Below are 14,655 nucleotides of genomic sequence, written 5' to 3'. Positions count from 1 at the left end.
GCCAAAGCATTAATAAAAGATTATGGTGGCAGAACGAGCAAGGGTTCGCAGACTGATAGTAAAGAATCAGCACACCCAAAGGTGTCCCTCACTCGTCCTACCGCAACGAGCGAGGGACGATTGTACACACAAGACTACTCCTCAGAGGGAATAATCTGATGCCTTTACTAATCGGTCTGCGACAACCAGCTGGCAATGTAGGCCAGCAGGCAAAGGATAATCTGAGAGTTTAGAAGTGTCAATGTAGAATTTATGACAAGTTTTAAAAATTCTTATTATTTTTCATTAGATTAACTAAATTATTATTTTAGATATTATATTAATTAGTATTTTCAAATTTAACTAATATCTAGGTTAAACAAAATGAGCACCTTGCGACTGAATCAGTTGCCCTACATTTACAGGCATACCCAACAAATAACCTTGGAACTGCTGACAGCCCAAGCGCGTTAAAATCTCAACTTGTTGCTGTGTTTCCACCCCTTCGGCTGTTACGGTTAAACCTAACTTTTTCGCCAAATGAATAATACTTTCTAAAATGACCTCTTCTTTTGAGCCAGGTTTTAAATCGACAATAAAACCACGGTCAATTTTAAGTTCATCAACTGGTAAATCTTTTAAATATAAGAAGCTTGAGTGCCCTGTCCCAAAGTCATCAATTGCCACCCGAATACCCATATCGCGCAGTCGCTCACAAGCACGGATGCTTAAGTCGATATGCCGCATTGCGGTTGATTCGGTAATTTCAATAATGAGGTGATGAGGCTGAATTTGATATTTTTTTAGCAAGCCTTCGAGAGTACTAAAGAGCTTTTTATTTTCGAACTGCAAGGCCGATAAATTAACTGCGATTGGATAAAACTGCGTATTGCTACGTTCCCATTCCTGAATTTGTTGGCAAGCTTGCTCAAGTGCCCAATATCCCATTGGAATAATTAAACCTGTCTTTTCTGCGCCACCAATAAACATATGCGGTGTCAGCATACCTAAAGATGGATGGTTCCAGCGAATGAGTGCTTCTACCCCACAAATCTCAAGATTGGTATTAAATTTTGGCTGGTAGTAGAGAACAAATTGTTTTTCTTCGACTGCTTTGTATAAATCATTGATCAGTTTTGACTGACTTCTTGTTTCTTGTTGATGGGTAGAATAACTAAAGACGGTATAAGTATTGCGGCCCTGCTCTTTAGACATCAGCATGGCAGCATCGGCATTCATTAGCAGGTCTTGAACATTTTGCCCATGTTCAGGGAACAGTGCGATACCTAGACTTGCTGAAATATTAATTTCTTTACCGGAAATTTGGTAACTGTCTTGAATAAGATGTAATACTTTTTCAGCAAGTTGCATTGCCTCTTCAGTATCAGTGTTTTCAGCAATGAGTAAAAACTCATCCCCACCAATTCTAAGTAATTTACACTTTTCATTGAGTTGCCAATGTAAACGATTGGCCATTTGTATAAGCAGTTGATCACCAATGTGGTGTCCAAACGCATCATTTACCGATTTAAAACGGTCTAAATCAATATAGAGAAAAGCAATTTTTTGGTCTTTATAACGGTGATCTGACAGGAGGACTTCGGCGTAATCCACTAAATAAAGTCGGTTTGGTAATTTAGTTAAGTTATCTTGAATAGAGAGGTTGGCTAATTCTTTATTGGCTTTGCGCAGTTCTAGATTTCGCTGGTTCAGTCGTTGTTCCAGCACGGCAACAATAAAACTCGCGACCAGCACCAGACAGGTAACTAAAATAATTGTAAATAACAGCAAGTCATGCTCAGCCTGATATTGGCTTACAAACTTATCGGTAATATTTGTCGAAATAAGTGCCGTATAGTGCATCCCCATAATACTTAGGGTCATCATCACTGCAAAGGCTAATTTTAAACTTATACGGTGACGTTCACTTTCTTTTAATTTATAGGCCAGTAAGAAAGCTAGCCCCGACCCGCTCATGGCAATTAAGACAGAAAATAAAATAAGAAAGGAAGTGTAGTCTTTCTTATAAATATCAATATTCCAGCCTAACATACTCACATAATAAGAAGCAGAAATCCCAATTCCCATAATGACTGAGCTTAAAATGAGTCTAAATATAGGAAGTGTAAAACGAGAAGTCAGCCAAATTGCGACACTTGAAAGTACAGCACTAATTCCAAAAGCCAGTGTAATTAAAGGAACATTCGAGGAAGCTGCTTCAAATAAATGGTAAGCATGCATGCCGACAATATGGACAATACTAATCGCTGCTGCGAGTAATAATCCATTGAGTAATAGAATAAACGGCTCAATCTTTTTATAAGTTTGCTTAAATATTAACTGCTCCATGGAAATCACAATATAGCAAATAGCGCCAGCCGCAATAAAAGAGCCGACGATCAATGTGCTATCGTAATCAACATGACCCATATTGGACTTCCATGATTATTCAATACTTTTTTTTATTTTGTTCAACTCATTGCACAAAATACAATTAAACACGTTAAAGAAAAATTAGTAAATTCGACTTTTTTAGTCAGTTATAAACAATAACATTATCTAACATTTGGTCAAGTATTTTTTACTTTAGAAATCAATAAAGTAAACAAAAATTAAGCATCCAATTATATGAAAAATATAGGATTTCTTAAGTCTAGGTCAATTGACCTTAATGATGTTTTTTTAAACTTGTTTTAGGGGCTAATAAAATAAAAAACCCTGCATTTAGCAGGGTTCTTTTAAAAACAATAGAAAAGAGAATTAGTTTTTCTCTTTGTCTACGATCTTGTTCGCTTGAATCCAAGGCATCATCGCACGTAATTTAGCACCAGTTTGTTCAATACCGTGTGCAGCATTTTGACGACGACGAGCTGTCATAGATGGGTAGTTCAACGCACCTTCTTGGATGAACATCTTCGCGTATTCACCAGATTGAATACGTTTTAATGCATTACGCATTGCTTCACGAGACTGTTCATTGATTACTTCAGGACCAGTTACGTATTCACCGTACTCAGCATTGTTAGAAACTGAGTAGTTCATGTCAGCGATACCGCCTTCGAACATCAAGTCAACGATTAACTTAAGTTCGTGTAAGCATTCGAAGTAAGCCATTTCTGGTGCATAACCAGCTTCAACCAAAGTTTCGAAGCCCATTTTCACTAGTTCAACTGCACCACCACAAAGAACTGCTTGCTCACCGAATAAGTCAGTTTCAGTTTCTTCACGGAATGAAGTTTCGATAATACCTGTACGGCCACCACCTACGCCAGAAGCGTAAGAAAGCGCAACATTACGTGCATTACCAGAAGCGTCTTGGTGAATTGCGATTAGGTCAGGAACACCTGAACCACGTTGGAATTCTGAACGTACAGTGTGACCAGGAGCTTTAGGCGCAACCATGATTACGTCTAAGTCTTTACGTGGAACAACTTGGTTATATAGAACAGAGAAACCATGAGCAAATGCTAAAGTCGCGCCTTCTTTGATGTTTGGCTCAATCACGTCACGGTAAAGTTGTGATTGGAATTCATCTGGAGTCAAAATCATTACGAGGTCAGCTTGCTTAACTGCTGCTGGGACTTCAGCAACTTTAAGACCAGCGTTTTCAGCTTTCTTCCAAGAAGCTGAACCAGCACGTAAACCTACAGTTACGTCTACACCTGAGTCTTTAAGGTTAAGTGCATGAGCATGACCTTGAGAACCGTAACCAATAATCGCAACTTTCTTGCTTTGGATGATTGATAAGTCACAGTCTTTATCGTAAAAAATTTGCATTTGTGTTCTCCGCTAAAATACTTTTTAAAAAATTAAATGGCTAAAACTTTTTCGCCACGGGCGATACCTGATACACCTGAACGAACGACTTCAAGAATGGTGTTTTCTGCAAGCGCATCGATAAAACCATCTAATTTTTCAGTTGTCCCTGCTATTTGAATGGTATAGGTCGTTGGTGTCACGTCTACAATTTGCGCACGGAAAATATCCGCAGTGCGTTTAATTTCAGCACGTGAAGCACCTAATGCTTTTACTTTGATTAGCATGAGTTCACGCTCAATGTGTGAACCTTCTGATAAATCAACTACTTTTACCACCTCAACAAGCTTGTTGAGCTGTTTCGTAATTTGTTCGATCTTATGGTCATCGCCATAAGTCGTTAACGTCAAACGCGATAATGTCGGATCTTCGGTTGGTGCAACATTAAGTGTTTCAATGTTGTAGTTACGTTGACTGAATAAGCCCACCAAACGAGAAAGCGCACCAGCTTCGTTTTCAACGAGTACAGAAATAATGTGTCTCATTAAATGCGCTCCCCTTTAGAAATCCACATATCACGCATAGATTGACCTGCAACCTGCATTGGATAAACGTGTTCGCTACGGTCAACCATAACGTTGATAAATACGCATTTATCATTGATTGCCATTGCTTCTGCAAGCTTAGATTCAAGTTCATCGGCATGATTAATTTGAATGCCTACATGACCATAAGCTTCCATTAACTTGGCAAAGTCAGGTAATGACTCAACATAAGAACTTGAATGACGACCTTCATAGTTCATATCTTGCCATTGTTTCACCATACCTAATGCACGGTTGTTCAAGCACAAGATTTTTACGTTCAAGCCATATTGTTTACAGGTTGAAAGTTCCTGAATACACATCTGAATTGAAGCTTCACCCGTAATACAAACAACTTGCTGGTCTGGGAAAGCAAGCTTCGCAGCCATTGCATAAGGTAAACCAACACCCATGGTGCCAAGACCACCTGAGTTGATCCATTGGCGAGGACGTTTGTACTTATAATAAAGTGCACCAAACATCTGATGTTGACCTACGTCAGAAGTAATAATGGCATCGCCATTGGTCACTTTATATAAAGTTTCAACAACTTGCTGTGGCTTCATAGTGCCATCAGATGGATTTTCATATTTCAAACCATGAACTTTGCGCCATTCATTGATTTGAGACCACCAAGCCGCAATTGCTTCAGGATTTGGTTTAGACACATTTAATTGTTTTAACTGTGCCAACATTTCTTGAAGAACTGGCTCTACTGCACCAACGATCGGAATATGCGCCATAATCGTTTTTGAAATAGTTGCAGGGTCGATATCAACATGAATCACTTTTGAGTTCGGGCAGAATTTGGCTGGGTTATTTGTTACGCGGTCATCAAAACGCGCACCAATCGCCAAAATTACGTCTGCATGGTGCATTGCCATATTGGCTTCATATGTACCGTGCATACCTAACATGCCAATAAACTGTGGGTCATCGCCCGGGAATCCGCCTAACCCCATAAGTGTGTTAGTTACCGGATAACCAAGTAAATGTGCAAGTTCGGTTAATAACGCAGAAGCATTCCCTTGTACAACACCACCGCCTGTATAAATAACAGGACGTTTTGCAGTAAGTAACTCATCAATTGCTTTACGAATTTGACCAGAGTGGCCGCGTGAAGGTGGTTGATATGAACGCATCTTCACTTTTTCAGGGTATTCGTATGCAAACTTTTCTGCAGGGTTAGTCGCATCTTTAGGAATATCGACTACAACTGGACCAGGGCGCCCACTTGATGCGATATAGAATGCTTTTTTAATAATTGCAGGGATTTCACTTGCGTGGCGGACCTGAAAGCTGTGTTTCACGATAGGACGTGAAATACCAACCATGTCAGTTTCCTGGAAAGCGTCTTCACCAATCAGATGTGATGCAACCTGGCCAGACAAAACCACCATTGGGATTGAGTCCATATAAGCTGTTGCAATTGGAGTTACTGTATTGGTTGCGCCTGGACCAGAAGTGACCAGTACTACGCCTGTCTTACCTGTAGCACGCGAGTAGGCATCTGCCATATGACCAGCAGCTTGCTCATGGCGCACGAGGTAATGATTGATTTTGTCTTGTTGAAATAGCGCATCATAAATATGTAATACTGCGCCGCCTGGATAACCAAAAACATGTTCAACGCCTTCGTCCGCAAGAGCGCGAACGAGCATTTCACCACCAGATAAAAGTTCCAACGTGATTCACCCTAAAATCTTATATCACTATTTTATGGAAGGCATAAATAGTGTTTCATTCATTGAATTGTCTGCACTGTTATAGCACACATATTGTCTAGTTTTCGTTGCAATAGAAAAATTTCTGTTTTTCAGCCGTATAAGCTGTTTTAACATTAATAAAGCATGTCTGGATATACATACTTTAGTAAAATCAATCTCTCGGCTAGAGAGAATGTCTATTACAAAACATGACAGTTATTCGAAGGGTGATCGAGTAAATGCATATAAAACTAGAGAAAGCATTTTTGTTGTTTCTATATACAAAGTCAAGAATAAAGAAAAGGTTTTTCCATAAAAAAATTTAGCTGCTGCTTTTTTAATCTAATATTAAATCGTGAATTTACTCTTCTTAGCTCATTATTTATTAAAAATTCATTATTTTTATATAAAACGATCCATTCTAAATTGCTTATTTATAAAGTTTATTTAAATATAATCAGTTTACATTGGGGAAGAACTGATATGAATTTATCTTATTTAAAAACAAGCCTGTATACAGCCGCTACAACAGCAATTTTACTTTGCTCAAGTCAAAGTCAGGCACAGCAATATTATAAATGGATGGATCAAAGTGGCTCGACACATTACACCACGACGCCACCACCTAAAGGAGCAAAACATTTGAACAAAGTTTCGACTTACGGCAGTCAACCATTGTTGAAAAATCCAACATCGAACTCAGAACAACTATCTCAGGATAAAGATAAAGTCGTGCAAGAAGTAACTAACGTAGCAGTGGAAAAAGGTGCACCTGCTGTCCCGGTCCCACCTGCCCCGTCTGTATCGGCACCAAGATAATTAAAATGAGAGTGGTGAATATTTTTACCACTCTTCGATTATTTAAAATAAACAGGAATAGATTGGGAAATTTTATAGCACAGATTAAAAGATAAAATCCTGCTCTAAAAACTGACATTTTCCTCTATTTTGCGCTATGCTGTGCAGCAATCTTTCATTTCAATTTTCGTTGTATAGCTTACGTCTATGACTATTTCTCACATTGACCCAGAATATCAAGCAAACACGATTGAACCATCAGTCCAACAAGATTGGGAAAATCGTAAAGTCTTTAAAGTTGCCGACACTGTCGAAGGTAAACATCGCTACATCCTGTCAATGTTCCCTTACCCAAGTGGCAAACTGCACATGGGTCATGTGCGTAACTATACCATTGGCGATGTAATTAGCCGTTTTTACCGTTTAAAAGGCGAAACCGTATTACAACCTATGGGTTGGGATGCATTTGGTTTACCAGCAGAAAACGCTGCAATTGCCCATAAAGTTGCTCCGGCAAAATGGACATTTGAAAACATCGCTTACATGCGTGACCAATTAAAAAAATTAGGTTTATCTGTAGATTGGGACCGTGAATTTGCAACGTGTACACCAGAGTACTATCACTGGGAACAATGGTTGTTTGTTCAGCTTTATAAAAAAGGTTTAATCTACCGTAAACTTTCAACAGTAAACTGGGACCCAGTTGACCAAACAGTTTTGGCAAACGAACAAGTTGAAAATGGTCGTGGCTGGCGTTCAGGTGCATTGGTTGAAAAACGCGATATTCCAATGTACTACTTCCGTATTACGGACTATGCACAAGAATTATTAGACGACCTAGACACTCTACAAGACGGCTGGCCTCAACAAGTGTTGACCATGCAGCGTAACTGGATTGGTCGCTCTACTGGTATGGAAATTACCTTCCCATCTGCCAATACTGAAATTTATGCTGACGGCTTAACTGTTTATACAACACGTGCCGACACACTTATGGGTGTGACGTACGTTGCCGTTGCAGCAGAACACCCTCTTGCGCTTAAAGCTGCTGAAAATAACCCTGAATTGGCTGCATTTATTGAAGAATGCCGCATGGGTTCAGTTGCAGAAGCTGACTTGGCTACAGCCGAGAAGAAAGGTATGGCAACAGGTTTGTTTGTAAAACACCCTGTAACTGGCGAAGAGCTTCCTGTCTGGATTGCGAACTACGTATTAATGTCTTACGGTTCTGGCGCAGTGATGGCTGTACCAGCACATGACGAACGTGACTTTGAATTTGCTAACAAGTTCAACTTGCCAATTAAGCAAGTGATTGATGCCAAAGGTGCTGACGATGCAGACTACTCTGCTACCGAGTGGCAAGAATGGTACGGTTCTAAAGAAGGTAAACTTGTTAACTCTGGCGAATTTGACGGTCTAGAATTCCAAGCTGCATTTGATGCATTCCTTGCGAAATTAGAACCACAAGGTTTAGCAAATTCTAAAGTTCAATTCCGTTTACGTGACTGGGGTGTTTCTCGTCAACGTTACTGGGGTTGCCCAATTCCAATGATTAACTGTGATACTTGTGGTCAAGTCACAGTTCCTGAAGATCAACTTCCGGTTGTATTACCAACTGACGTTGTTCCAGATGGTTCAGGTAATCCACTAAATAAAATGCCTGAATTCTATGAAACGAAATGTCCTTGCTGTGGTGGCGATGCACGCCGTGAAACAGATACATTGGACACATTCGTAGAATCATCTTGGTACTACGCACGCTATGCATCTCCAGACTTTACTGGTGGTATGGTAAAACCTGAAGCAGCTAAAAACTGGCTTCCTGTAAACCAATATATTGGTGGTGTTGAACACGCGATTCTTCACTTACTTTATGCACGCTTCTTCCACAAATTAATGCGTGATGAAGGTGTAGTACAAGGTAATGAGCCATTTACCAACTTGTTAACTCAAGGCATGGTGCTTGCAGATACTTTCTATCGTGAAGCAGAAAATGGTAAGAAAACTTGGTTCAACCCTGCTGACATCGAATTAGAACGTGATGAGAAAGGCCGCATTATTTCTGCAAAATATTCAGGTGATGGTCAAGAAGTGATTATCGGCGGACAAGAAAAAATGTCCAAGTCGAAAAATAACGGTATTGACCCACAAGCGATTATTGATCAATACGGCGCAGATACAGCTCGTGTATTTATGATGTTTGCTGCACCACCAGATCAATCTTTAGAATGGTCTGATGCAGGTGTTGAAGGTGCAAACCGCTTCTTGAAACGTGTATGGCGTCTGGTAGCAAGCTTCCTTGAAAAAGGAAACTCTGCAACAGCAATTGATAAAGCAAACTTGTCTAAAGATGCTCAAGATTTACGTCGTAAGACACACGAAACCATTCAAAAAGTAAGTGATGATATTGAGCGTCGTCACGCGTTTAATACTGCAATTGCTGCATTGATGGAATTGTTAAACGCAAGCAATAAGTTTGAAGCAAAAGATGACAATGACGTTGCTGTAGAACGTGAAGCAATCACCACATTGTTAACTTTACTTGCTCCATTTGCTCCGCATTTAAGCCAGACTTTATTGGCTCAGTTTGGTACGGACTTAACAGAAGCAACTTTCCCTGAAGTTGATGCTTCTGCATTAACCCGCAATACTCAAACGATTGTTGTACAAGTAAATGGTAAACTTCGCGGTAAACTTGAAGTTTCTGTTGATATTTCTAAAGATGAGTTATTAGCTCAAGCGAAAGCATTACCAGAAGTTCAGCAGTTCTTAACAGGACCAACCAAAAAAGAGATTGTGGTTCCAAACAAATTGGTTAACCTCGTGGTTTAATTACAGGTATTAATGAGAGGATCAAGCATGCACTTAGCCCAACGTTTAGCCGCTGTTGTTTTAACCTTAGGCCTTAGTGCAGGCTTAGTCGGGTGTGGTTTCCATTTAAAAGGAACTAACCCGACTGCGACTCCACTTGTTTATAAAAAATTAAGCCTTGAGTTACCGGCAAAAACCGATGACCTTGAAACACAATTAAAAGTGTATTTAACGGCAAATGGTGTTCAGCTCAGCAATGACAACGACGCCTATGTTCTTCGTGTTTTAGAATACACGCCTCGTCGTCAGCTTCTAAATGGTAAACTTACAGAAGTGTTATTACGCTTGACCGTAACTTTCCAAATCGAAGACCGTCAAGGTAATAAAATTACAGAGCCGCGTACTTTAACCGCAGCTCGTAGTTATCAATATGATTTGGCAACGGTCAACACTGAGAACCAGCAAGAAAGTTACTTGCAACGTATTGTAATTGATGACCTTGCACAGCAAATTACTCGTCAAATTTCAGCCAATCGCTTACCAAAAGCTCAACCATAGACGTATCTTTTCTTAAGTAATGAAACTTGACTATTTACAAGCCCTCAAACGCATTCCGGAAGCTCGGGGTGCGTGGATCCTGCATGGACAGGAACCTTTATTAGAACAAAATTTACTCGACACTTTTCGCAAAAGCTGGCAGCAACAAGACATTGAAAGACAGCGCTACGATATTAGTAGTGTAAGTGACTGGAAAAATGTCTTTAACGCACTGAACAGCTTATCTTTATTTTCTCAGCAACTTGCTATTGAAGTTCACGGCAATATCAAGCCCGATGCCAATGGTTTAAAACAGCTAAAAAGTTATATCCAACATAATGAAACTAACCTGCTGTTAATTGTTTTACCCAAACAAGACAGTAGCAGCTTAAAATCTGCTTTTTTCCAAGTTGTTGAAGCGAACGGTGTGGTGGTTGCCCTTACTGCCAATTATCCGCAAGACCGTCAACGAATATTAGCCGCTGAGGCTGAGAAGTTAGAAATTCAACTCGACAATGATGCTTGGCAGTGGCTCATGCAGCATCATGAGCATAACCTGCTCGCTGCTAAAAATAGCTTGATGCGGGTAAGAGATACTTTTCCAGACCAGAAACTAATTCAAATTGAACAGTTATATGCGTGTCTACAAGATCAGTCTCGTTACACCACTTACGATTTAAGCGATGCGTTATTAGAAGGTAATCTTGCTCAGTCCATTAAGATCTTTCAATATTTAATCGGTTCCGGTGAACCGGAAAGCTTGATCTTATGGACATTAAGTAAAGAAATGCGTTTATTAATGCAGTTGTTTGAACAACCGCATAATGCATTACAACTAGGTATATGGAAAACAAAAGTTAGCTTATATCAACAAGCATTAAGAAGACTCAATCCACAGCAATTTTTGGGATGGTCTGCCCTGCTTTTACAAATTGATGCCGCAATCAAAGGCATGTCAAATGAGAATGCCCAACATTTAATGCAACAAGCCATTGCCGAGCTGTGTGGAAAAACATTATTTATACATTAGGGCAGCCAAATCATTTGCCTGCTTTATTGAAATATCATAAAAATTCACGTTTTATCCTCATTTGACTCTTATACTAAGTTAAATTTTAGACTTTTCGACCTCTCGCCATGCCAAAAATAAAGCCAATTAAACTCGTAATTATTGTCGTCTGTATCGCCATTATTGCTGTCTTAGCTTGGAAATTCTTAAAGCCTAAACAACAGCAGCCTCAATATATTACAGCAGAGGTAACTCGCGGGGATATTGAGAATAATGTACTTGCAACCGGTACGCTTGATGCAACCAAGCTCATTAGTGTCGGTGCTCAGGTATCCGGTCAGGTTAAAAAGATGTATGTGCAGCTTGGTGATCAAGTGAAACAAGGTCAACTTATTGCACAAATTGACTCAACCACCCAAGAAAACAGTTTAAAAACATCTGATGCCAATATTAAAAACTTAGAGGCACAGCGCCTTCAACAAGTGGCATCTTTAAATGAAAAGCAACTCGAATATCGTCGTCAACAACAAATGTATGCTCAAGATGCGACACCTCGTGCAGATTTAGAGTCAGCTGAAGCTGCTTATAAAACAGCTCAGGCACAAGTTAAAGCATTAGATGCACAAATTGAGTCTGCAAAAATAACGCGTTCAACAGCACAAACCAATATTGGCTATACACGTATTGTTGCGCCAACTGATGGTACGGTTGTTGCGATTGTGACTGAAGAAGGTCAAACGGTAAACGCAAACCAAAGTGCTCCTACTATCGTCAAAATTGCAAAACTTCAAAATATGACGATTAAAGCACAGGTGAGTGAAGCCGATATTATGAAAGTGGAAAAAGGTCAGCAGGTCTATTTCACGACCTTAGGTGATGAAACCAAGCGCTATGCAACCTTACGACAAATCGAACCTGCTCCAGATTCGATCTCTAGTGAATCAAACAGCACCACAAGTTCAACAACCAGCTCAGCTGTTTACTACAACGCTTTATTTGATGTTCCAAATACGGACGGCAAATTGCGTATTGATATGACTGCACAAGTTTATATCGTATTAAATTCAGCAAAAAATGCCTTATTGGTTCCATCTTCTGCGTTAAGTAGCAAACAATTTTCTGGCCAAAGAAAACAGGGTCAATCGGCAGATAAAGCGAGTTCTACTCCAAGTGCAGAACGCAAGCATCAAGGTGATGGGGTTCGTTTAGAACGCTTAAATTTAACTCCTGAACAAAAACAACTTATTGAACAAGGCAAAGCAACACTAAGTGTAGTTCGCGTTTTACAAGCAGATGGTACGACTAAACCAACACAAATTTTGGTAGGTATTAATAACCGTGTAAATGCGCAAGTACTTGCCGGATTAAAACAAGGTGACCAAGTTGTAATTGCCGATAGTTCAGAAAACTCTGCAGCTTCTGCAAACAGTGGTAATAACCGCCGCCGTGGCCCAATGGGAATGTAAGCATGACAAAACAAGCTTTGCTTGAAGTCAGCAATCTGGTCCGGGAATTCCCTGCTGGCGAAAGCACGATTCAAATTTTAAAAGGCATTGACCTGACCATTTATGAGGGTGAGCTGGTTGCTATTGTCGGCCAGTCCGGCTCTGGTAAATCAACACTCATGAATATTTTGGGCTGTCTGGACCGCCCAACTAGTGGTAGTTATAAGGTTAATGGTCAAGAAACCGGTAAACTTGAGCCAGACCAGTTAGCGCAGTTACGCCGTGAATATTTTGGTTTTATTTTCCAGCGCTATCATTTACTGGGTGACTTATCAGCTGAAGGTAACGTTGAGGTTCCAGCTGTTTATGCTGGTGTTACTCCAGCAGACCGTAAACAGCGAGCTACTGCCCTGCTCACGGAGTTAGGTTTAGGTACTAAAACGCAAAACCGACCAAGCCAGCTTTCAGGTGGTCAACAGCAACGTGTATCAATTGCACGTGCCTTAATGAATGGCGGCGATGTAATCTTGGCCGACGAACCAACAGGTGCACTCGATTCACATAGCGGCGTTGAAGTGATGCGAATTTTGCGTGAACTCAACGCCGCTGGCCATACGATTATTTTGGTAACGCACGATATGCAAGTTGCAAAGAATGCAACGCGTATTATCGAAATTAGTGATGGGGAAATTATTAGTGACCGTCCTAATGTTCCAGACCAATCTTTAGAAGAAGTTAAATCTGATCCAGATGCAGCACCTGCTTTACAAAATAAGCAGAAAAAAGGCAAAAGTATTTCAGCTTGGCGTTCAACCCTAGATCGCTTATCCGAAGCCTTTCAAATGGCTTTACTGTCTATGAATGCCCACCGCATGCGTACTTTCTTAACCATGCTGGGGATCATTATTGGTATTGCTTCGGTCGTAACGGTAGTTGCGCTAGGTAATGGCTCTCAACAACAGATTTTGAGCAACATTAGCAGTTTAGGCACCAACACAATTACGGTATTCCAAGGTCGTGGTTTTGGTGATAACTCCAAGACAGCCAATTTTAAAACGCTGGTTCCTGCCGATGCCGATGCATTAATGACACAGCCTTATGTCAGTGCAGTCAGCCCGATGGTCAGTACATCCAAGACCATGCGTTATCAACAAAATGAAGCAAACGCGACTATTAACGGCGTAAGTAACGATTATTTCGATGTAAAAGGTCTAGTTTTTAAAGACGGCCAAACCTTTGATCAACGAAGTGTCCGCGACCGTTCACAAGATGTAGTCATTGATACCAATACGCAAAAACAATTCTTTAGCGATGGTACTAACCCAATCGGGCAAGTCGTGTTACTGGGTAGCGTGCCAGCTCGTATTATCGGCATTGTAGAACCTCAGACCAGCGGAATGGGTTCGGATGACACGCTGAATGTATATATGCCTTATACCACGGTCATGAGCCGTATGTTAGGGCAAGCGCATGTCCGTAATATTGTCGTACGTATTAATGATAAATACTCGACCAGTGCTGCTGAAAACGCCATTGTTAACTTATTAACCCAACGCCACGGTGCCCAAGATATTTTCACCATGAACAGTGACAGTATCCGACAAACCATTGAGAAAACCACAAGTACTATGACTCTCTTAGTATCAGCAATTGCTGTAATTTCTCTGGTAGTTGGTGGTATCGGGGTAATGAATATTATGCTGGTTTCGGTGACTGAACGTACGCAAGAAATTGGTGTGCGTATGGCTGTGGGTGCTCGACAAAGTGATATTTTGCAGCAGTTCCTGATTGAAGCAATTTTAGTATGTTTGATTGGTGGTGTACTTGGCGTACTTCTATCACTTGGCTTAGGACAACTGATTAATAAGTTTGCCGGTGGCAACTTTGCTGTCGCCTATTCAACCACATCAATTGTTGCCGCGTTTGTGTGTTCAACATTGATCGGTGTCGTATTCGGCTTCTTACCTGCCAAGAATGCAGCAAAACTTGACCCTGTTGCAGCACTATCACGAGAATAAGGAAAATTGCAT

10 protein-coding genes are annotated in these 14,655 nt (G+C 40.4%); 6 read left to right on the top strand and 4 right to left on the bottom strand.

Going from position 1 to position 14,655, the window contains the following annotated elements; all coding sequences use genetic code 11:
* Positions 1–354 precede the first annotated feature (354 nt).
* From KNQ97_RS06385 to KNQ97_RS06370, 4 genes are all read right to left on the bottom strand, one after another.
* Positions 355–2,409 (bottom strand): GGDEF domain-containing phosphodiesterase, encoded by a 2,055-nt coding sequence (locus tag KNQ97_RS06385; RefSeq protein ID WP_000510211.1) that lies wholly within the window; start codon positions 2,407–2,409, stop codon positions 355–357.
* A 330-nt stretch (positions 2,410–2,739) separates the two neighbouring features.
* The gene (gene ilvC / locus KNQ97_RS06380) at positions 2,740–3,756 is read right to left on the bottom strand and encodes a ketol-acid reductoisomerase (RefSeq protein ID WP_001165443.1); all 1,017 of its coding nucleotides are present in this window, start codon (positions 3,754–3,756) and stop codon (positions 2,740–2,742) included.
* A 32-nt stretch (positions 3,757–3,788) separates the two neighbouring features.
* Positions 3,789–4,280, bottom strand: coding sequence for an acetolactate synthase small subunit (gene ilvN, locus KNQ97_RS06375; protein WP_001215920.1), 492 nt, complete (start codon positions 4,278–4,280; stop codon positions 3,789–3,791).
* Positions 4,280–6,004 carry an acetolactate synthase 3 large subunit gene (locus KNQ97_RS06370; RefSeq protein ID WP_000422094.1) on the bottom strand — a complete coding sequence of 575 codons (1,725 nt, stop codon included), beginning with the start codon at positions 6,002–6,004 and terminating at the stop codon, positions 4,280–4,282. Before KNQ97_RS06370 ends, ilvN begins: the two co-directional genes overlap by 1 nt.
* A gap of 504 nt (positions 6,005–6,508) precedes the next feature.
* Here KNQ97_RS06370 and KNQ97_RS06365 point away from each other — a divergent pair.
* The 6 genes from KNQ97_RS06365 (at position 6,509) to KNQ97_RS06340 (ending at position 14,643) form a co-directional block, all read left to right on the top strand.
* Entirely contained in the window at positions 6,509–6,844 is a 336-nt protein-coding gene (locus KNQ97_RS06365; protein ID WP_001054471.1) for a DUF4124 domain-containing protein, read from the top strand.
* A 186-nt stretch (positions 6,845–7,030) separates the two neighbouring features.
* Positions 7,031–9,655: a leucine--tRNA ligase gene (gene leuS, locus KNQ97_RS06360; protein ID WP_000155773.1), complete on the top strand. Its 2,625-nt coding sequence runs from the start codon at positions 7,031–7,033 to the stop codon at positions 9,653–9,655.
* 27 nt (positions 9,656–9,682) lie between these two features.
* Positions 9,683–10,192, top strand: a complete 510-nt coding sequence (gene lptE / locus KNQ97_RS06355) for an LPS assembly lipoprotein LptE (protein WP_000549819.1) — start codon at positions 9,683–9,685, stop codon at positions 10,190–10,192.
* A gap of 19 nt (positions 10,193–10,211) precedes the next feature.
* Positions 10,212–11,201, top strand: coding sequence for a DNA polymerase III subunit delta (gene holA / locus KNQ97_RS06350; protein WP_000762831.1), 990 nt, complete (start codon positions 10,212–10,214; stop codon positions 11,199–11,201).
* 107 nt (positions 11,202–11,308) lie between these two features.
* Positions 11,309–12,646 (top strand): MacA family efflux pump subunit, encoded by a 1,338-nt coding sequence (locus KNQ97_RS06345; RefSeq protein ID WP_253611985.1) that lies wholly within the window; start codon positions 11,309–11,311, stop codon positions 12,644–12,646.
* Positions 12,647–12,648: 2 nt separating this feature from the next.
* The gene (locus tag KNQ97_RS06340) at positions 12,649–14,643 is read left to right on the top strand and encodes a MacB family efflux pump subunit (RefSeq protein ID WP_000165905.1); all 1,995 of its coding nucleotides are present in this window, start codon (positions 12,649–12,651) and stop codon (positions 14,641–14,643) included.
* Positions 14,644–14,655 lie beyond the last annotated feature (12 nt).

Source organism: Acinetobacter sp. UC24323 (genome assembly GCF_024151445.1).
GTDB classification, from domain to species: Bacteria; Pseudomonadota; Gammaproteobacteria; order Pseudomonadales; family Moraxellaceae; genus Acinetobacter; species Acinetobacter baumannii.
Note: the sequence above shows the minus strand (reverse complement) of the source record. Positions and strands in the feature narration are given on the sequence as shown.